The following is a 20,790-nucleotide window of genomic DNA, read 5'->3' as shown; positions in this document are numbered from 1 at the left end:
TTTTAGCACACATCCCGGCGAATGCCAATCATTTTGCGGTAAACAGATTCGTACTGTTTTCAAAACCTGGTGTCGCACCTGAAACAGTGTTCTTCCCAGTTCCGCTTTTATCTGTAATACTCCAGTCTGAATTTGATGAAGAGATATACAATGGAAGCTCTTCACAGTCAGCATATTTCTGAGCAAGTTCGGCTGTGTTCATACGAGAAATTGAACGCATGAGCGAAGAAGTCATTCCGTCCGTGCACACAGCATTTTCCGGCTGATAACCGCCTTTCCACAAGCCTAGCGAAAAGACCGTATTCGCAAAATCCCGCATTGACTTTCTGGGCCATTCTGTTTTTCCGGATACACTGAGTAAAAGTGAATCCATGATGTTTCCGCTAGTTATGTCGCGAAGAATAAGAATGTCCGTATTTGAGGCGATTTTGTCATTTCCGCTCTTCCACAAATCCCTCGCAGTGTCACAACTTTCAACAGCAGAAGAAAGTGCCATATTCTCACCAGTTTCATCAAGTGCAGTTTCTTCCGTTCCATCGAAAATTCTTCCATGCAGAGTGATGTACTCGCCCTTCTTTACTTCCATCACCGGGAAAGAGTATTTTTTCGAATCTCCTCCGGCAAGACTCAAAAATTCAAGACCATAAGTGTTTCCATCGTTCAAAGCGAAAAATTCGACATATTCAGCAGCTTCTTTCGTCTTACTGAAAGTTGTCCTTACCTCATTTAATATGAGTCGGGCAGGCCTTTCATTAAAACCGTAAAATTTCTGGCTGAAAGTCATGCTGTTTCCTGTTGTGTCATAAACGATTCCAGAAAAGACATACGCCTTTCCGATTTCAGTTTTTTCAGAGAATTCAATTTCCGAAGATTTTCCATCTTCACTGTAAGTAATGACATTTGCAACGGCATAAGATGAAGAAGAATCAGTTTGAGCATAGAGCCAGTCATCCCCTTCTGCAAGTGAAGAATCAAGCTCGGTCAAGGTCAGCGAATCAAGCACGGCGGGTTCAGAAAAGTCAAGATAAACCGAATTCGCGCTTGTGACAGCAAACGATTCAATAAAGGGAGCCGTTGTGTCAGAAGGAAGGATTTCAATTCCCTCTTCTGTAAGACGGCATGAAGACGGTGCGACAAAAGCCAGCACCGCAGCCACGAGCGCACAGGTCATACTAAGATGACGGACAATTTGATTGTTAAAAAATTTTTTCATTCGATACCTCCATTTTTTTTCAATCTACATATTTATTTGAAAAAAAAATCACTTTTCGGCAATCTGTAATGAAAAAAATGCAAATTTTTTGAAAAAAAAGCAAAAAAAAATCCCTGTTTCAAGGCTTTTTACCTCTCAACAGGGATTTTTATCAGTTTATCGATTAAAGATGAATTGTTTCGACCATATAGCGGATTGAACTTCCGTTCACATCCATGAGCGTCTTTTCAACGACAAAAACGAGATTTCTTCCGCTTCTGTCTGAAAAGATTCTGTCAATTCTGTAATCAGTGACTTTCTTTCGCTTGATGTCCGGGGAACCTACCACATTTCGGCTAATCACATTTCCTGCGTCATCTTTTTTTTCAAGTGTGATGAAAAATGATGAACGAAGATTTTCGCCCTTTCCGTCAACTGTCTTTGCAAGCTTGATGTGATAATAAATGCCTCTTTCAACAGTTGAACCTTCAAAATCTTTGAAAACAATTTCACTTTCACCCGCTTTTTTGTCATCACGGACATAAAGCAAATTGTCGGTAAGTGCCGGCTTAAAATCATATTTCTTCAGCTTCCAGGCCGCTTTATCCTTGAGCTCATCAAACAAGGCCTTTCCGCTTTTAGATGTTGTATTTGCAGACGGATTTGTTCTGAACACCTCACCGTCCACAAAATCATTTTTTTCTATATCAACTGTGTAAATTTCAGCATAGCCCTGAAAAAGTTTATCGGTCTTTCCGTATTCACCAAAGGCATAAGTTTTACCATCGCTTGAAATTCCCAAATCAACGAAAGCGGCGGCATCACCTGCAAAAGAGCAAAGTCCAGCTGAAAGAAGCATAATTCCTGACAACAGAAGCTTTTTCATAATTCCTCCCAAAGAAAACAGAAGCCCGACTTTAAGGACTTCTCACTTCTATATTATTTTCGGATTAAAAAAATATACTCTTTACATATTTTTCTCTTCAGTTTAAGATTTTCACATGACTCTTCGCACTAGAAACAAATTCATAAAGTTCTTTCTGATTTCGAGCATTGTTTTTTTCAGTCTCATGCTTTTGACTTTCATATTTTCCATCATCAACCGTTCGCTTATCATTCCGCCGGATTTCAGGATTCCTGACTTCCTAAACCACATTCCTTTCATGAAGACCAGCTTCATCGCTCTCATGCTTTCATTTCTTGTTTTAGGGCTGTATGTAATCGCCTGCTTTTATCTTTTAATCAGATTTTTTGAAAACACGCAGACCACGGAAATCATTTTTTTCACAGGATTTTTGATTGCCTGCATGGCAGAATCTGCCCGTTTCATCACAATTTGTCTCGGTCTCTGGCAGACTTTTTCGAACATGCTGATTTTTGCAGGAAATGTCGTGCTTTTTGGAAGAACTCTCGCACCATTGAGTTTTTTATGCGCCGCACTTTTGAGCGAAACTACGCAAAGACAGGATATCGAGCGAAATTACATAATCATGGTTACGGTTTCAGTTGTTTTCGCAGCAATTATTCCGATGAACACAGCAAGAATTTCCTCGACAGGGCTTGTGACCGAAGGATTCATCATTTTAATCAATATATTCAGGGTTATGCTGCTTCTTACTTCAGTAATTTCTTTTTTCATTCAGGGAATTAAAAAGAATAGCAGCGAATACAAGCATATGGCATCTTCATTATGTGTACTGCTTTTAGGATACAGTATGCTCATGGATTGTGATAATTTTGTTTTCTTTGCACTGGGAACAGCGGGTATGCTTATTGGAACATACCGCTATCTTCTTTATATACACAAACTCTACATGTGGAGCTAATCAGCACTAGTACACAAAATTAACGATGCCGCCAAGCAGAACTGGAATCAAAAGGTTGTCGAAATCTTTTAATGGAAGAACTTCGATAAAGGCACCGACTGTTGCAACAATAAGCGCGACAAAGCAATCATTCGTCACAAAGAAAGTCGAACAAAAAATTGCGGCATAACAGGTCAGGCTGCCTTCGACAGTTTTTCCATGAGTATACGGAACCCGGATTTTACCAAAAGTTTTTCCAGCCAGACTTGCAAGCCCGTCTCCAAAAGCGAGTGCAAGAATGCCAACTGCGGCGGCATTTTCTCCCCAGAGTATTGAAGCGGCGACAATCCCGCAAACGAGAGTGACCGGCCCCAGAACGAATTTGTTTTCATCGCGTTTTCTTGCAGCGGCGGCAGTAATATCTGAAATCAGGGGAATTTCATGCCCGTTTGAACGAAGGCTTTCCGCAATGATATATAAGATTCCTGCGATACAAAGACAGAACAAAGTTCCTGCCCGCGAAAAATGCAGCATTAAAGGTACAAAAGCCGTACAGATATGAATGGTTTTGCGGAAAAATTCCTTTCGAAGAGAAATAAGCTGATTCTTAAACTCAATTCCTATCTGGTAGCAAAAATATTTCACTATTCAAGCCCTTTTTCCCCAGAAAGAATGCGGGGAATATCCGTGTAAATCGCAGGTTCAAAATCAGGGTACGGATGAGTGATGTACTTCGAGTTTTGAGCGGCAAGATTGCTGCCTTCCATGCGAATCATCGTCTTTGGATTTCGTGTAAGCGCATCCCATGCACGGATTGAATCTGAAAGACGGACAATTGCTTCGGCGTTCTTGCTGCTGTTTCCAGTCTGATGAGCAATTCTGTAAAGAGTAACGCCAAGATTATTGTTAGCCTTGAGATACAAATCAACGAGAGTGTAATCTTCATCATCTTCCTGTGGAAGAAGGATTTTCTGTTTTTCATGCGTGCCGTCAAGAACACGGAGCAAATCAGAATAATAACTTTCTGCCGCAAAATTATCTCCGCGCAAAGAAAGCACATTTCCAAGCGAAAGAAGAACATTTGCGTTTTTCGGCTCTTTTTCTGAAACCTTTATGAATGCTTCGAGAGCCTTGTCGTAATTCTTTCTGCCATAGTAAATTGAACCGACACGGAAATTGATTGAAGGAGTGTCATTCTTGATTTCGATTGCCTTTTCATAATTGTACAGTGCATCATCCAGCTCGCCAGAGACAAAATAATCAAGGTCGCCCATGTCTGCAAAAAGTTTTCCTGTATTTACATCACCTTCGAGGTCAGAACCTTCATGCTCCTCATTGTAAAGGTTGATTCCACGGGTGTAAATCGTCTGAGCCTTGAGATATTCGCGGTTTGAGGCATAAATCTCACCGAGAATGCGGGTTGCATTGATTTCGCGGTAGACATTTTTCTTTGAACGAACCAGCAGATTATCAAACAGATCAAGGCTTCGTTCAAATTCAATCTTTGCCTGCTCTGTATTTCCGTTATGGATGAAATAGCGGGCAAGATTGTATCTGGCCACAGGATTTGCAGGATCAGACTTGATGGCAAGATTCAGCATTTCAAGAACATCTTCTATTGAAGAGCGAAGATATTCATCATTTTTGCTCAAAACGCCATACAGTTTTTCGAGAAGATATCCACTGAGTTCCGTCCAGTCAGAAGCACAAAGTTTCTTGAGATTTTCCTTTTCATTTTTGCTCATGAAGAACATATTCTTATAGGTAAGAACATCCCTGAGTTTGTCCGTTCTGATATTATAGCGCAACATTCGTGAAAGATAGACATCATTTCCACCATAACGCTGAATCAAATCAAGATACTGCTGCTTTGCAAGCTCGTATTTTGAAGGCTCGACCTCTGCCCATTCCAGGAAAACATCACCGAGCATGAGGATTCCATCAGCATCGTTTATATGATAATCAAGAACTTCACGGCGAACGATTTCTTCTGCACGCTCGTAATTTGCCCTGTCAAAAAGCTCCATTTCCGCATATTCAAGACCAGCCTGCTTGTCATGATTGAAGAATCGAAGGATGTTTTTGTACATCTGACCGGCACGCTCAAACTGCTTCTTATTGCGGTAGCCCATTGCGTATTTAAAGAACCATTTTTTAACCGGACGATAGGAAACAGCCTCTTTAAATTCATCTTCGGACTGCGGGAATTCATTTGCCTCAATGAGAGTGTATCCCTGTTTATAATGAATATTTGCCATTACAGGCTTATAGATAAAGTATTCACCCGCCTTGAACAATCCGAAGCAGACGAAGGCAAGAATCAGGCCGACAATTGCAGCCGGAATGATTCGGTTTTTAAGCTGATATTGGAAAGACTGCTTGTATGCCTCATATTCTGCGAATGAACGGCGCTCAAAATCACGAGGAATATTGATTGAAATATCAAGGATTTTTTCAAGCTGAGTTGCAAGCTGCCGTGCAGAAGTCTTTTTGAGAACTTTTTCGATTATGTCAAAGACCGCATCATCAGTAAATTCATCGCGCGCAATGAAATCTTCGAGTGCGATACGGAGATTAAGCGGATAATTTGCAAGATTCTTCTTGAACTGAACATATTCTTCATCAGTGAGAGAATTTTTTGGACGCGCTTCCCTGCCCTTTGAAAAATCAATTGTATCAAGCAGAGGCTTCTTTTTGCCCATGTCGGCGGTTTCTGTATCAGAGAAGCCAGGAATCTCAAAATTTGAATCAAGGATGAAATCATCGTCATCGTTGTTCAGGCCTTCATCCGTTGCAGGAAATTCATCACCAGAAATCGGCTTTGAAGGACCAAAATCAACGCCGTCCATGTCGGAAGTATCATAGCTGTCGAGAGCAATTTCTTCAGTTTCGCCAGGTACGCTTTCCATTGCGTCCGGAACTTCCATGCCGGCATCAGGAATTTCTGAAGCTGAATCACCAAAGCTCTCATCACCGCCAGAAACCAAATCGTCAAAATCAATATTTCCAAGCGGGCTTGAAGAAGAATCATCGGAAGAACCTGACGAGCCAAAATCATCAAGGCTGTCCATGTCACTGAAAGCAGAAGCAAGGTCATCAGTTGAAGGAGCAGAATCAGAAGAATCAGTTGAAGGAGCAGAATCAGAAGAATCAGAAGAATCAGCTGAAGGAGCGGCAGCCCCAGAATCAGCATTTTCTGCATTGTCCAAAGCAAAATCAGCAGCCTCTGGTGCGGCGCTTATGTCATCAAGGGAATCTGCTTCAGGAAGAACGCTTTCACTTCCAGTTTCGGCCGTTAAATCATCAATACTAGAAAGTGAATCCAAATCAGAAGGAGCATTATCTGAAGCAACAGCATCTCCTGTTGAATCAAGAGAGAAACTGTCGATGTCAGGCATTGAAAGAGAATCAGAACCGCTTTCGGCATCAAGAGAATCAAGGTCTGACAAATCCTTCAAAGAATCAGAAGAGTCGCTTTCAGAAGAAGCAGTTTCAGCAGAAGCAGAATCTCCGCCAAGCGAAAAGCTGTCGATATCAGGCATTGAATCAATGTCAGCCAATGAGTCCAAATCAGAAGAATTTGAAGGGGTACTCTCAGAAGAAGCAGTTTCCCCACCAAGCGAGAAGCTGTCGATATCAGGCATTGAGTCCAAATCAGAAGAATCAGATGCTGCGCCTTCAGAAGAAGCAGTTTCCCCGCCAAGCGAGAAGCTGTCGATATCAGGCATTGAATCCAAATCAGAAGAATCAGATGCTGCGTCTTCAGAAGAAGCAGTTTCTCCGCCAAACGCAGCCAAATCATCCGCATCATCAAGTTTTGGCATATCTGCGAGATTGCTCAAATCGCCAAGTTCAGAAAAAACATCACCTGCGGCACTTGAATCAGCTGGCTGTGCAGGAGGCATTTCAGTGGCAAAATCAGGAAAATCCTGTGTATCAGAAGAATCATCTTTTGCAGGCTCAGCTTCAGGTTCACTTGGGCTAAGCAAAGATTCAAGATCCATGTCTTCAAGCGGAGTTGGTTCAGGTTCCTGAGCAGGAGCTGGTTCCAGAGAATCATTCAAAAAGTCTGCAAGGTCAGCTTCATCAGCATTAATCTGAGGGTCAAGGATAGAGTCAAGGGATGTGAGACTTTCAGAATCATTTTTAGAATCACCGGCAAGAATGTCATCAATTGAGCCCAGCTCTTCCATTGAGTCTTCAAAATTTGGTTTGGCAGCTTCGGTCTCAGCTTCATCCGATTTTTTTTCGGGGATACCGATGATAAAATCGTCCGAATCGTCATCTTCGGAAATTCCTTCTGGCAAAGGAACTGAAACAGGCTTTTCACCTCTCAAAGAGCGAATTCTTGTCTCGTCACCTAATTCGCGTATATCTTCGCTGAACTGTTTTAGCTGATTTAATCCTGGCATTTGACCCCACCTACTCGCAAGGAAAAGGAAATTTTTCCTTTTTCAAATATACTTTAATTTCGGCATTTTGAAAACAAGGCTTTATAACAAAAAATACTTATATAATCTTCAATATTTATTCATTTTTTTCTGAATATACCGATAAATAAAATATGAAAAAGACTTTGTTTTTGATGGGATTTTTTGCACTCTTTTCGGCACTTTCAAGCCCCGTTTTTGCAAAAGAAGTTGAGGCAAGTCCGGACACATACGAATATGATCTGGCACTTACAGAAATCGCAAAAATTCAGGCTCCTTACATCAGCAATAACTATATCGTTTTCACGGCACCTGTCACTTCAAATTCAATCGGTGTCGCTTTCGACTATGAAGAATTCAGAAAGATTCACTATTTTCAGCTCAGAAAAAATTACGGTTACGAAGGAGAATTGACCTCTTCATACTACTTTTACATCACGGAAATCCCAAAAAAAACACCAAGAGTATGCTACAGACTCATAATTGACGGACTTTGGACAATTGACCCGCAGAATCCGAATGTAATCTACAACGAAAAAGACAATTTTGCCCTTTCTTACATCGATATGCCGCCTGTAGAAACAGAAATCACAGAAAAACTCGACAACGGACTCACACACTTTATCTGCTATTCAGAAAGCGGTCAAAAAATCCGCCTCGGAGGCACCTTCACGAACTGGGACAGCTGGATTTACGAAATGAAAGAAACTGCTCCCGGAAAATACGAAATTGACATTCCGCTCCACGCAGGAACATATTATTACTCATACTACAACGGAATCACGCCATTTTTGGACGAAACCAATCCAAGCCGCGGCTATGCAAAAGACGGCCGGATTGTAAGCTGCATTACGATAAACTAGAATCCGCCGAATTTACCGGCAAGTTTTGACAAATCGCCGAGACCGCCCATACCGCCGTTCATTCCGCCAAGTTGCTGCATGAGTTTTGCCTGCATACCTTTGTTGCGGCTCAATTTCTTCATCGTGAGCTTAGTTTTTTCGAACTGTTTGAGCAGTTTGTTTACTTCGGCAACGCTTGTGCCACTTCCCTGCGCAATACGCTTTCGGCGGGCAGGCCCGATTATGAGGTGATTTGCACGCTCTTTTTTAGTCATCGACTGGATGATTGCCTTCTGCCGTTTGACTCCGCTCATGTCGAGCTTACTCGGATCTACCTGACCGGCAAGTCCAGGAATCATCTCCATAATAGAAGAAAGATTGCCCATTTTACCGACGCTTTCAAATTGAGTGAGCATATCGTCAAGAGTGAACTCATTGCGAGCCATCTTCTGTTCGAGTTTCTTTGCCTGCTCAATATCAACTGTTTCCTGAGCCTTTTCGACCAGAGAAACGATATCACCCATGCCCAAAATTCGGCTTGCAATTCGCTCTGGATGGAACGGCTCAAAATCTTCAGTTTTTTCGCCAGTACCGATGAAAAGAATCGGTTTGTCAGTAATCGATTTGAGAGAAAGGGCTGCACCACCTCGTGCGTCAGAGTCAAATTTTGTGAGGATTACACCAGAAAGGCCGAGCTGCTCATCAAAAGATTTTGCAATATCAACGGCATTCTGACCAGTCATTGAGTCAGCTACAAGAATTGTCTCAACCGGGTCAACTGCTTTTTTGACATCGACAAGCTCTTTCATCATCGCTTCGTCAATCTGCAGACGACCTGCAGTATCCACGATGATTGTGTCGATACCGTTCTTTTTTGCATAAGAAATCGCGTTCTTTGCGACTTTTACAGCATCTTTTGCGCCTTCCTCAAGATAGACAGGCACATTGATTTTTTCACCAAGCTGCTTTAACTGCTCTACGGCAGCAGGACGAACCAAGTCACAGGCAACAAGAAGCGGTTTTCGTCCGTTTTTTGCAAGTCGGGCGGCAAGTTTGTGTGCGGCCGTGGTTTTACCAGCACCCTGAAGACCAAGCAACAGGATTACTGACTGTGTATCAGGTCCTTTTAACTGCAAGTCAACCTTGGTATCACCAAGCATTTTCACGATTCGGTCATAGATGATTTTCGTGAACTGCTGGCCCGGATCTACTGCACGCAGAACCTTTTCGCCTTTAGCTTCTTCGATAGTAGCATTTACGAAACGGCGTACAACACGAAGGTTTACATCCGCCTCAAGCAATGCCATTTTTATCCGTTCAACAGTTTCTTCGATATTTTTTTCAGTGATTTTAGATTTTCCGCTCACAGAGCGCATAATGTCACTGAAAGTACTGGTAATTTTCTCAAGCATTTGTTAGTCCGTCCTACTCTGGTTTTCCCTGCATCATAAGTTCCTGAAGAAGAACTTGAGGTTCAATTTCTTTGTTAAGTATTCTGTAAAGACTGTCGCAAATCGGGAGTTTGAGATTGAATTTTTCTGCAATCTGATGAATAAATTTGCAGGCGACAGCACCTTCTGAAAGATACCCGATTTCACCAATGCGGGCAATTAAATCGTCCAAATCTTTGAATTTTGAAAGTATGTCAGTTTTGATAATATCCTGTCCAAAACGACGGTTTCGGCCGTATTTAGAGCGGCATGTTACATCCAAATCGCCTACACCAGCGATTGAAGTGAAAGTTTCAGCATGAGTAGCACCCATTGCAAAACCAATTGTCTGAATTTCGTTAAGTCCGGCCGCAAGAAGAAGACTTTCTGCATTGTCACCGAAAATGTCTGAATGTTCGCTGACAGCATCAAGCGCACCGTATACAACAGCCACGACATTTTTGGCAGCGGCACAAATCTGAACTCCGATTACATCAAGTGAAGAATAGACCATAAGACCTGGAACACGCAGAAGCTCACGGAATTTGATTGAGTTGAGGGCATGTTCACTCGCAGCAATAAGACCTGTGAGTTTACCCATGGCAACCTCTTCTGCATGGCTTGGTCCAGAAATATAAACGAGCGAGCTCTTGTAACATTCTGGAAGAACTTCTTCAAGTGTGTCAAGGATAAGACGCGGACCAGATTCAGATGCGACAAAGCCCTTCGTAAGGATTCCGATTACGGTCTCGCCGTTTTTAATAGAAGGAACATTGGCAATCTTTTTTGCTGTGCTCGCGATAAACAAAGAAGGAGAAGCAAGAATAAGATATTCTTTACCATTGGCGACTTCTTCAATATTTGTTGAAGCTGTAAGGTTTTCTGAAAGCGGAAAGCCCGGAAGATAGCGTTTATTCTCATGCTCATTGTTGATACTGTCAACAACATCGCTTTCCATAGCCCAAATTTGAACTTTATGACCGCCACGCGCGATTGCCTGAGCAAGACCAGACCCCCACGCACCAGCACCAATTACACCTACATTCTTCTGTTTCATTCTTATCCCCAATTTTTAACGGAAGGTGCTCGTAAAATTGAAATTTGCGAACACCTCTATTTTTTTAGAACCAGCACTCTGCTTCGTCTTTCCAGTCGATGATTTCTTCTGGTTTGAAAAAGAGATTGATTTCACGCTCAGCACTAGCATCGCTGTCCGAAGCATGAATGATATTATGGCTTGTGTGAGAACAGAAATCGCCACGGATTGTACCTGGGGCAGCCTCACTTGGTTTTGTAGCACCAACGACCTTGCGGACAAGTGCAACACAGTCTTCGTTATCCATCTGCCAGACCATGGCAACGACAGGAGCGCTTGTAATATAAGAAACAAGCTCGTCGTAGAAAGGCTTGCCCTGATGCTCGGCATAATGCTTAGAAGCAAGCTCTTTTGAAATGTTCATGAGTTTTAATCCAACCAATTTGAGGCCCTTATTCTCCAATCGAGTAATGACCTGACCAACAAGCCTGCGGTTAAGAACACCAGGCTTACACATAGCAAAACATCTTGTCATAATGCAAAGATTATACAGCAGGTTAAAGGATTTTACAACAGACAACGCCTTTTGGAAAAATCCCGCCAAATCGTCAAAAATCGCCGGAAATCAAAATTTTCCTTCACTTTTTTCTATTGTATGCTATCATAGTTCATATGGCTCTGATTTTAAGAAAACGAATAAGCCCTACCAAAGCAAAATTCATTTCGACACTTGCAGTCAGTGGTATTATTATGGCCATCGTTTTTCTTCTGACCAGCACAGTTATGCAAAAAAACCTCAACCGTGCCGAAAAGCAGTACATGAACAGCTGCACTCATGTTCTTGACGGATATGCCAACGCGATTCAGTTTTATCTCGAAAATTACCACACATCCCTTTCATCAATCTATCACAAAGAGCTTTTTCAAAAGGGCAACAAAAAAGCAATTCATGAATGGCTGATTCAAAACATTCCCTTTGTTCATGAAGATTTTAATCAGGTTTTCTATATCGACGCTACAACCAATGCGGCATATTTTTCAAACGGGAACATAGTAAATCTCACCGGGCAGGAATTCCTCGAAGAAGCTAAATTCGATGAAGAAAATTACTATGTAAGCAACCTGCAGCAGCTTGACTATTCGACCTCACCAATTTTCATCATTGAAGAGCCATATTTCGATTCAGAAAACAACTTAAAAGGCATTCTCTGTGCATCAATAAAAATCGAAGAGCTCAAAAGAATTTCAAGCGTCATCAAAATCGACAAAACAAGTTCCGTCTATGTCACCGACAGAAACGGCAACTTTCTGATTCATCCAATGAACGAATACATCGGAAAAATCTTTGTTCCCAAATCTGAAAAATATAAGGGCATCACATCAGTAAAAACAGCAAGTTCAGGTGACACAATCGTCGAAACCGAAAACGAAAAAGGTGAAGTTATCGATTTATTTTCCACCACAATCAAAAACTGCGGCTGGACTCTGGCGGTCGGTTTTCCAAAAGAAGAATTTAACAAAATCTACAAGCAGCAGACTTCAACCAAATTCGCGGTACTTTTCATATCAATTTTCTCACTAATCATACTTCTCACGATTGAATCAGCAATTTCCAACTACTTTTACAAAAATCAGCTGATTGAGGCTGTTTACGACCCGCTCACAAATCTCTGGACAAGACAAAAATTCGAAATGGAAGCGGAAAGACTTTTCAAAAAGAATCCTAAAGACAAATTTATTCTCCTAGAATCTGATATCAAAGGCTTCAAATTCATCAACCTGAATTACGGTGAAGAAGCCGCCGACAAAATGATTTTCTTCTATTCAACTCAAGTAAATAAAATCATAAAGGCACACAGGGGTATCATCGGTCACGGCTATGCAGATCATTTCTATTCACTCATCAGAACTCAGAATTTGAAACAGACACTGCAACAATTAAGTGAAGCACAGAAAGTTTTAAGTCAAAAAATCAAGGAATACGAAATTCCGTTCTTCCCTAAGTTCGGCCTGACTTTCCACAAACCGGCCAGACATCCCGATGTCACTATAAAAGAACTTATCGGTCAAGCATCATTTGCAAAAAGCACAATAAAAGAAAACATGCTCGTTCCATACGCATTCTACAAGGTCCGTCTTCTCGGCAAAATCAACGAAGAGCGTTATATCGAACACAGTATGGAAGATGCTCTCAAAAACAACGAATTTTTCGTCATGTACCAGCCCAAAATTCTTCTTGCAAACGACTCGGTGGTTGGTGCAGAAGCTCTTGTCCGATGGAAAACTGCGGAATTCGGCATGATTTATCCAAACAATTTTATCCCGCTTTTTGAGCGAAACGGATTCATAATCAAGCTGGATTTCTATGTCTACGAACAGGTTTTCAAATTCCTCGACACGCAAATAAAAGCAGGTAAGCCTGTCGTTCCGATATCAGTCAACATGAGCCGAAACCACAACAAACCTGAGCAGTTCATGAGCGAATTCATGGAACTTTTCAAAAAATATGATATTCCGCCGCATCTTATTCAGGTTGAGATTATCGAACGCTCCGTAATGGACAGCAACACTCTCTGCGAAATTACGAACAGGCTTCATCAGGAAGGTTTTTCAGTTGCAATGGATGATTTTGGAAGCGGAGAGTCATCACTAAACATGCTTACAAAAATCCCAGTTGATGTCCTAAAATTTGACCGTGAATTCCTTTTATCTTCAATGAACGAAAAAGGTGAACTTGAAGATAAATCAGCGAAATTCATTCAAAGTCTCATCGATTTGAGCAAAAGTCTTGATAAAGAGACAATTTTTGAAGGCGTTGAAACAGAAGCGCAGAGAGACTTCCTCAAATCAATTAAATGTGACCAGGTGCAAGGCTATTTTTACTCACGCCCGCTGATTGAAAGTGATTTTGTCAACTTTATCAATCAGCATGCACATTAAAAAGTTTACGACAATTTGACTGGACTACGGATTAATCGCGAGAATTATTCACTCCCCTAAGTTTTTCTTCTACGGCATCAATCGTATCATCAGGGGTACTCGCACCAGCCGTTATTCCGATTGTATCAAGATTCAGAAAATCTTCTGGAATTTCGTCTGGAGTTTCAATAAGCACGGCCTTTTTACACAAGTCCGCCGCCGTTTTATAAAGTCTGTTTGTATTCGCGCTGTTTTTCCCGCCAATCACGATTACGCCGTCAACTTTAGAACAGAGATTTACAAGGCTGTCCTGTCTTTCATGAGTCGCCGGACAAATAGAGTTTATGATTTTTGCTTCAGGAAAGTGTTTTTCAAGAGCAGACTGCATCTCATCGAATGTCTTAATACTGAATGTTGTCTGCGAAAGAAGAGCAACTTTTGAATCTGTGTTGAGGATATTCTTGTGAGAAAGATTTTTGATTGTCTCTTCCAGTTCATTTTCATTTTTAACAAGAAGAAAATTTAAATCGAGGCCAGCATTTTTCGCTGCTTTTCGTGCATATCCCTCAATACCGACAACTTCACCATGATTTTTATCACCTGCAAAGAAAATCACATATCCGTTGTGCGCATATTCCGCAGCAGTTTTCTGACTTTTTGTAACAAGAGGACAGGTTGCATTCAGAACTTTAGCACCTCGTTCAGAAAGTTTTTCTTCGATTTCCGGGGGAACACCATGAGCCCGAATCAGAACAATATCGTTTTCTTTTATAGAAGGAATTTCGCTCTCAGACAAGACTTTTAAATTTCGCTCAGCAAGTTTTTTTAATGCAACCGGATTGTGAATCAACGGTCCTAATGTATAAACTTGAGAAGAACCTCTCTCGTCAAGAGCTTTTTGAGCAGTAAGAACGGCACGCCTGACTCCAGCACAAAAACCAAGAATTTCTGCACGAATAACTTTCATAGCACCTCGAACATAAAGCACAGATTAAGGAAGTACGACTCACCCCTTATAAAGATTAATCGTTTTACATAAAAAAATAAACCACAGATGTCACAGATTATCACGGTTCTAAGGTAAAACCTGTGTCATCTGTAATCTGTGGTTAAATTTTGAATTAGAATTTATCGCATCAATCTGTATGATTTAGCGTTAATTTTCTAATTAGTCAACATTATCAGCTTCTTCGTCATCAGCCTTAAACTGAATAACATTTGAATTTGCAGCTGAAGTCTGGAATTTCTGATTTCTTCGAACTGCAAGGATGAATGCACCTGCGATGAAGATTGAAGAATAACATCCAGAAATCAAACCAACAGTCAAAGCCAATGAGAAGTCGTGGATTGTTCCTGTTGTGAAGAAGAACAATGCCAAAACTGCGAACAATGTTGTGAGTGTTGTAATAATAGAACGGCTCAATGTTGAAGAAAGAGCAGAGTTCAAGATTTCCTTGAAAGTCTTTGCTTCGATAACCTTGATGTCGCTTCGTACACGGTCAAGAATAACGACAGTTGCGTTGATTGAGTAACCGATGATTGTAAGGATAGCGGCCAAAGTTGTTGTACTGAATTCCATCTGAATGAACGAGATGAAAGATACCATAATCAAAGCGTCGTGAACGATAGCAATTACAGCTGCAAGAGCGAAATCCCAATGGAAGCGGATTGCAGAGTAAATGAAAATCAATACCAATGTTGCAAGAACAAGGATAATTGAATCACGAATCAATGTCTTTGAGAACTGAGCACCGATGAAGTCAGACTTTACGAAAGCGACTTTATCAGTTCCAAATTTCTCAGTGAGAGCCTTGTTTGCATCAGCCTGAATTGTTTTGCCCTCTTCACCAGTAACGCCCATACGAATCTGGAAGCTGCGGTCTGAATCAGTACCGAGAGCCTTAACATCAACATCGTTGAATGCACTGAGAGTCTCACGAATATCATCTGCTGTAACAGTAGCGTTCTCGTCTACAACGAAAAGGTTGAGAGCCTTTTCACCGAGATTCTTTGAAGAACCAGAGTTTACGAAAACACCTGCTTTTGGAAGTTCAATTTCTTTCTTAATGTGAGCAGAAACACCGTTAACAGCGTTCATTCTTGCAGCAAGTTCAGAAACAGTTTTTACCTCAGAATAAGGAATTGCCACTGTTCGGTTATCTTCACCGATACCGCTTACAACAAGTTCGATTCCATCATCAGAAGTTTCAAGAGAAACTGTTGCTGTTCCGTTATAAGTTACTTCAAGAACAGTATTTGCGATTTTGATTTCTTCAATCATACCTGGCTTGAAATCAAGACCAAAGTTGATTCCACGGGTTGCTGTAGAAACAATACCCAAAACAATGATTACTGCGCTCAAAACAACAGCAACAGGGAAAAATTTGCTAAACTGAATTATTTTTTTCATTATTTTACTCCCCAGCCGATGCTCATTGTCTTTCTGTTCATAACCTCAGTATTGAAGTCGAACATGAGGCGAGAGACGACGAGAGCTGTAAATACAGATGAACAAACACCGATTGCGAGTGAAACAGCGAAGCCCTGAATTGAGCCTGTACCCAATTTTGAAAGGAATGCTGCCGCAATGAATGTTGTGATGTTAGAGTCCATGATTGCCCAGAAAGCATTGTCGAAACCTGAGGCAACAGCCGCAGCGCGGCTCTTTCCGTTTTTGAGCTCCTCTTTGATACGCTCGAAGATGATTACATTGGCGTCTACAGACATACCAACTGTAAGAATCATACCTGCGATAGAAGAAAGTGTAAGGGTAAGATTGAAAGCGCTCAATACAGAGAACATGATGTACATATTCAAAACCTGAGCAACAACAGCATTAAATCCTGCACCAAGATAGTAAAGAATCATGAATACAAGAACGGCTGCCAAGCCCCATGTGAGAGCGTTCATACCCTGTTTGATAGCTGCTTCACCAAGAGAAGCACCAACAACCTGCTGGCTCTCAACTTCGAGAGGAACTTCAAGCCATGCAGTCTGCAAGACTTTCTGAATGTTCTGTGCTTCTTCAACACTAAATCCACCAGAAAGAGAAACCTGACCACCATTGATTGCCTGACGGATAGTTGCAGCAGACTTGATTTTGTTGTCACTTACGATTGCAAGACGCTCGTTAACATGTGCGCCTGTGAAATCTGCAAAAATCTGTGCGCCTTCTGAATCAAGAACGAAGTTGACCTCAGGCTGGTTAGTTGTCTGGTCAGCAGAAACCTGAGCAGATTTAACATGTTTACCGTCGAGAGCAATTTCTTTTTTAACAGCGATATATTCAGCACCACGGACAAGCTGGTCAAGACCGTAATCGTCTTTTTCGTAGTAGCCCATAACCTCACAATCTTCCGGAACAATAGAAGAATCAAGAAGTTTTCCGTCTGAATTGAACAAGATACCGTTTGCACGATAGTAGTTCATAACAGCAGCTGTAGCAGTTTCATCAACGAGACGGAAGTTCAAGATTCCCTTACCCATGATGATTGTATTGACGCTTTCTGAATCAGCAGCACCAGGAATTTCAATGTAAATGCGGTCTTCACCCTGCTGGCGGATAACCGGAGAAGTAAGACCGAATTTATCAATACGACCAGTGAGAGTCTCGATAGCCTGAGCCATAGCCTCTTTTCGGAACAAAGCTTCATCAGCTACTTCATTGTCCTTTTTCTGAGAAGCAAGAGCCGCATCCAAATCAGCATGAACGATAATATTCATACCGCCGCTCAAATCCAAACCGAGTTTTACAGAAGAATTGTAGCGTTTTTTTGCTGCGAGGATTTCATCACGGTATTTTCCTTCGATTACCGCACGGAAATCAGCAAGTGCCGAACTGCCTGTGAAAGAATCAAGGATAGCACCAACATTCATTACTGCTGGTACGGCAGGAGCCTGCATGCCGGCAGCCTTGTATGCCTTTGCGATTTCCTTGTAATTCTTTTTTGCAGCTTTTACAAGATAGTCATAAGAAGAATCAAGAACAGTCTCCGGGTTATTCTTTGCGATTGCAATGAGCTTGTCCGAATCCTCTTTTGCCTTTACTACTGTGTAGTCCTTGATTTTTTCAAGAGAACCAAGTGCAAGAGTCTGCTGGTCCTTTGGAGTGCGTGCATACCAACTGATTGACGGCCAGAGGAATGCAAAGCAGACAGCAAGAACTACCAGAATAATGATAAAACGACTTCGTTTGTTCATTTTTTTACTCCGGTATTTTTATTTATTCAGCTTTTTCTGAACCAGAAGATTCAGTTGAAGCGTTCGCCTCGCCCTTCTCTGTTGATTCATCAGCTTTTTTTGCATTTTTATTTTCAGGTTTTGCATCAGAGACAACGCCCGAAATTGCAGAACGATTGAATTCGATTTTTACATTTTCGTCAACTTTTACGATGACAGTCTTTTCTTTTGTAGAAGACACAACACCGTGAATTCCACCGATTGTAACAACCTTGTCACCTTTTTTGAGGGCATCAATCATTTTCTGAGTTTCTTTCTGTTTTTTATTCTGCGGACGAATAATGAAGAAATAGAAAATTGCGATGATGAGCAGGAACGGAACGACCGACATCAATGTCTGACCACCAGAAGGGCCTGCTGCCTGAAGTAATGATAAAAACATTTTTCACTCCTATAGAGATACCGCATAAGCGGCATTACATCCATTTTATTTAAAATGGTTCGAATAGGATAACATAGATTGTAGCTAAAATCAAGGCAGACACAAGAAAAATTAATTTAGTTTTTAAGAAGATTTTCCAGCTCACTGTTCAGACGAAGCAGACTGTCATCTTTTGGAGAAATTGCGACGACCTGTTTAAGATAATACTGAGCTTTACGGTATTCTTTTTTGTTGTAATAAATGCGGTAAAGGCGGAAAAGGGAATCTTTGTTTCTTGGATTCGCAGTCAGGCTTGAGCGAAGGTCTGCAAGCACAGCACTTTCGCCATCAGAAATAAAACTTCGCTCATAATATAGAAAACTTTTCATTTTTGCCGATGCCGCCGGCAGAAGCTGTGAAATCAATCTTGAAGCCTCTGACATTCGGGAAGTCGAAACCAGCACATCGATGTAGATTTGAAGGATTTCCTCACTGGAAGAATTTTCTGCATAAAGTCTGGATGCAAGCTGCCATGCCTCATCCTTTTTTCCTGCAGAAAGACAAATTTTTATATGCATATAAAGCACGGAATCTGAAACTTCCTCTCTGGAGACGAGCTGAGAACTTACCCGGTAAGCCTCCGCCCACTTTTGAAGGGCAACCATCGAGGCAATTTTTATCTGAAGCGCCGTAATATTTTCAGGCTCTCTTTCAAGAATCAGATTTGCAAGTTCCTCACCACTTTTTCCGTTGATTTTTGCACCAGTCTCAGCCGCAAGATTTGCCGCCTCAATGACAACCTGAAAATCATCGGGATAAAGAGAGAGTGCATTCTCAATCGTAGATGTAGCCGCCGATATATTTTTATTCCAGTTTTTCTGAACGGCAAATCGCAGAAGCAGATAATCACGGGAAGATGAATCACGGCGGGAATACGCATCCAAAAGTGAAGCCGCTCGTATATATTCACCTTTCTGCACCAAAATACGAGCACGGAAAAGAAGATAGTACGAATTTTCAGGCTCCATCTGCAAAACCCGGCCAACATAAAGTTCCGCACTGGAAGTATTTCCGGAAGCAAAAGAAGCTTCAGCACAAATTTTGAGAAGTTCCTTGTTCTGAGGATAAGATTGAAGCAGTTTTTCAGACAGGGCAAATGCTGAATCAGGATCAGAAAGCTTCATAAAACTCTCTGCAAAGGCAAGCGCGCATTCATAGCAGTTTGGCGACAAATCGTAAGCCCTGCCGAAATATTCATTTGCCTTTTTTAAGTCAGACATACGCCTGTAAAGAATTCCCGTCAGATAATTTGCAAAAACAGAATTTGGATTCAATTTTAATGCCGCAAGCAGGGATTTTTCAGCTTCTTCATAATAATCGCTGCGAGTATCTGATGCCGCAAGCACGAGAGCCGGAACAGCATAACCCAAAAAGTCCTGAGGATTTTGCGACGGATCATAAAATCCATTTTTTGAAGACGAAACTGCTCCCGTATAATCATTTTTTATGTCCTGAGCATTAGTGGTTTCCACGAAATTCTGTGACTTCCAGCACATCTGCATGATTGAAACAGCTATATAATGGAGGACTTTTTCGTTTTCACTCATTTCATCCTTGTTGCGCTTTAGCTGGCTGATTGCACTTCTGAGGCTGTCAGGCGAACCTTTTTCGACATTGGCCAGAATCTCTCGCTCAATACTGTTGAAATAAGAATAAGTCCTGCGTTCAGGCATGGCAAGTTTTGAAGCGTCCGAAGGATTGGCGACATAATCATCCACGGCCGCCGCATCAGTCTTTTTTTTGGCGGAGAAACACTGCAGAGAAAGAAAAGAAATAAATGCAAGCGCGGCAAATCTCCGCCAGAAGCAGCTCAAAGCCTGTTAGTCCCCGTAAAATTTTCCTCGTCAGTTAAATCAGAAAGCTCATCCTTGTCGTAAGGAAAGAAATCATTGAAATTACGCTGCCAGAAAAACACTACGACAAGGGCAGCCCCCGCAAAAATCAGGAAGAGAGGCCCCCATTTTGCCATAAAAGCAGAAAAGGAAATCTTTATCACTTTCATCGAAAACAGAAGGAAAAATACGCCTAAAAATTCTATTAACAAGGCCGGGAAAAAGTACACTCCGCGCACCTTTCGATGCTTGAAAACACAGGTAAGAATAAGACAGAGACCGCTCAAAAGAACAGTGATTGGCCACAAATGCTCAGGACCAAAGGGAAGTACATTCGTAAAAATGAAGGTCATGCAAAGACCGAGGAAGAAAACAAGAAGTCCCAGATAAAAAAACAAGGCCCAGTGAACAAGAGTCATTGCAATATAAAAAATTACGGCCCCGAAAATCATAAGGGAAATCGAACCGACAGGAAAATCTGCTACGAAACTGCCGTAAAAGCGCGAAACAAGAAGCAGCCCGATAATGATAAGAATCACTCCGGCGGCAAGAAGCATGTTCAGCACAGGAACAGTAATTTTTTTCATAAACAAAGCCCCCTAATTTTAACATTTAAAGAGAATAAATCAGAATAGGATACTATA

The 20,790-nt window shown here is 41.5% G+C and carries 16 protein-coding genes; 3 read left to right on the top strand and 13 right to left on the bottom strand.

Going from position 1 to position 20,790, the window contains the following annotated elements:
* Nucleotides 1-28: 28 nt before the first annotated feature.
* Together Q0Q74_RS02500 and Q0Q74_RS02495 are read right to left on the bottom strand one after the other, a co-directional pair.
* The gene (locus tag Q0Q74_RS02500) at nt 29-1,213 is read right to left on the bottom strand and encodes a hypothetical protein (RefSeq protein WP_294428187.1); all 1,185 of its coding nucleotides are present in this window, start codon (nt 1,211-1,213) and stop codon (nt 29-31) included.
* 163 nt (nt 1,214-1,376) lie between these two features.
* Nucleotides 1,377-2,078: a DUF2259 domain-containing protein gene (locus Q0Q74_RS02495; RefSeq protein ID WP_294428186.1), complete on the bottom strand. Its 702-nt coding sequence runs from the start codon at nt 2,076-2,078 to the stop codon at nt 1,377-1,379.
* Between the two features lie 115 nt (nt 2,079-2,193).
* Between Q0Q74_RS02495 and Q0Q74_RS02490 the strand changes: the two genes are divergently transcribed.
* Complete coding sequence (locus Q0Q74_RS02490; RefSeq protein ID WP_294428183.1) at nt 2,194-3,018, top strand: hypothetical protein; 825 nt, start codon at nt 2,194-2,196, stop codon at nt 3,016-3,018.
* A 6-nt stretch (nt 3,019-3,024) separates the two neighbouring features.
* Here the strand turns inward: Q0Q74_RS02490 and Q0Q74_RS02485 are convergent, their stop codons facing one another.
* Nucleotides 3,025-3,642, bottom strand: coding sequence for a diacylglycerol/polyprenol kinase family protein (locus Q0Q74_RS02485; protein WP_294428181.1), 618 nt, complete (start codon nt 3,640-3,642; stop codon nt 3,025-3,027).
* Nucleotides 3,642-7,409 (bottom strand): tetratricopeptide repeat protein, encoded by a 3,768-nt coding sequence (locus tag Q0Q74_RS02480; RefSeq protein ID WP_294428180.1) that lies wholly within the window; start codon nt 7,407-7,409, stop codon nt 3,642-3,644. Before Q0Q74_RS02480 ends, Q0Q74_RS02485 begins: the two co-directional genes overlap by 1 nt.
* Before the next feature lie 152 nt (nt 7,410-7,561).
* On the opposite strand from Q0Q74_RS02480, the gene Q0Q74_RS02475 reads away from it, so the two are divergent.
* A complete protein-coding gene (locus Q0Q74_RS02475; RefSeq protein ID WP_294428177.1) occupies nt 7,562-8,290 on the top strand; it encodes an isoamylase in 729 nt (242 codons plus the stop codon).
* Here Q0Q74_RS02475 and ffh read toward each other — a convergent pair.
* From ffh to ndk, 3 genes are all read right to left on the bottom strand, one after another.
* The gene (gene ffh / locus Q0Q74_RS02470; protein WP_294428176.1) at nt 8,287-9,681 is read right to left on the bottom strand and encodes a signal recognition particle protein; all 1,395 of its coding nucleotides are present in this window, start codon (nt 9,679-9,681) and stop codon (nt 8,287-8,289) included. The two genes, Q0Q74_RS02475 and ffh, sit on opposite strands and share 4 nt — an antisense overlap.
* A 13-nt stretch (nt 9,682-9,694) precedes the next feature.
* Complete coding sequence (locus Q0Q74_RS02465) at nt 9,695-10,756, bottom strand: NAD(P)H-dependent glycerol-3-phosphate dehydrogenase (protein WP_294428174.1); 1,062 nt, start codon at nt 10,754-10,756, stop codon at nt 9,695-9,697.
* A gap of 64 nt (nt 10,757-10,820) precedes the next feature.
* A complete protein-coding gene (gene ndk / locus Q0Q74_RS02460; RefSeq protein WP_294428172.1) occupies nt 10,821-11,270 on the bottom strand; it encodes a nucleoside-diphosphate kinase in 450 nt (149 codons plus the stop codon).
* Between the two features lie 137 nt (nt 11,271-11,407).
* On the opposite strand from ndk, the gene Q0Q74_RS02455 reads away from it, so the two are divergent.
* On the top strand, nt 11,408-13,675 hold the full coding sequence (locus Q0Q74_RS02455; protein WP_294428170.1) for a GGDEF domain-containing protein: 2,268 nt from the start codon (nt 11,408-11,410) through the stop codon (nt 13,673-13,675).
* Nucleotides 13,676-13,706: 31 nt separating this feature from the next.
* Here Q0Q74_RS02455 and ispH read toward each other — a convergent pair whose 3' ends face one another.
* The 6 genes from ispH to Q0Q74_RS02425 form a co-directional block, all read right to left on the bottom strand.
* Nucleotides 13,707-14,621, bottom strand: a complete 915-nt coding sequence (gene ispH / locus Q0Q74_RS02450; RefSeq protein ID WP_294428168.1) for a 4-hydroxy-3-methylbut-2-enyl diphosphate reductase — start codon at nt 14,619-14,621, stop codon at nt 13,707-13,709.
* Between the two features lie 201 nt (nt 14,622-14,822).
* Nucleotides 14,823-16,064: a protein translocase subunit SecF gene (gene secF, locus Q0Q74_RS02445; RefSeq protein WP_294428167.1), complete on the bottom strand. Its 1,242-nt coding sequence runs from the start codon at nt 16,062-16,064 to the stop codon at nt 14,823-14,825.
* On the bottom strand, nt 16,064-17,854 hold the full coding sequence (gene secD, locus Q0Q74_RS02440; protein ID WP_294428166.1) for a protein translocase subunit SecD: 1,791 nt from the start codon (nt 17,852-17,854) through the stop codon (nt 16,064-16,066). The genes secF and secD overlap by 1 nt, the downstream gene beginning before the upstream one ends.
* Before the next feature lie 22 nt (nt 17,855-17,876).
* Nucleotides 17,877-18,275, bottom strand: a complete 399-nt coding sequence (gene yajC / locus Q0Q74_RS02435) for a preprotein translocase subunit YajC (protein ID WP_294428164.1) — start codon at nt 18,273-18,275, stop codon at nt 17,877-17,879.
* Nucleotides 18,276-18,391: 116 nt separating this feature from the next.
* A complete protein-coding gene (locus Q0Q74_RS02430) occupies nt 18,392-20,032 on the bottom strand; it encodes a tetratricopeptide repeat protein (protein WP_294428163.1) in 1,641 nt (546 codons plus the stop codon).
* Nucleotides 20,033-20,124: 92 nt separating this feature from the next.
* Nucleotides 20,125-20,733, bottom strand: coding sequence for a hypothetical protein (locus Q0Q74_RS02425; RefSeq protein WP_294428161.1), 609 nt, complete (start codon nt 20,731-20,733; stop codon nt 20,125-20,127).
* Nucleotides 20,734-20,790 lie beyond the last annotated feature (57 nt).

Source organism: uncultured Treponema sp. (assembly GCF_946187725.1).
Taxonomy (GTDB): Bacteria; Spirochaetota; Spirochaetia; order Treponematales; family Treponemataceae; genus Treponema_D.
The sequence above is the reverse complement of the archived record's forward strand: the minus strand, read 5'-3'. Positions and strand labels throughout refer to the sequence as shown.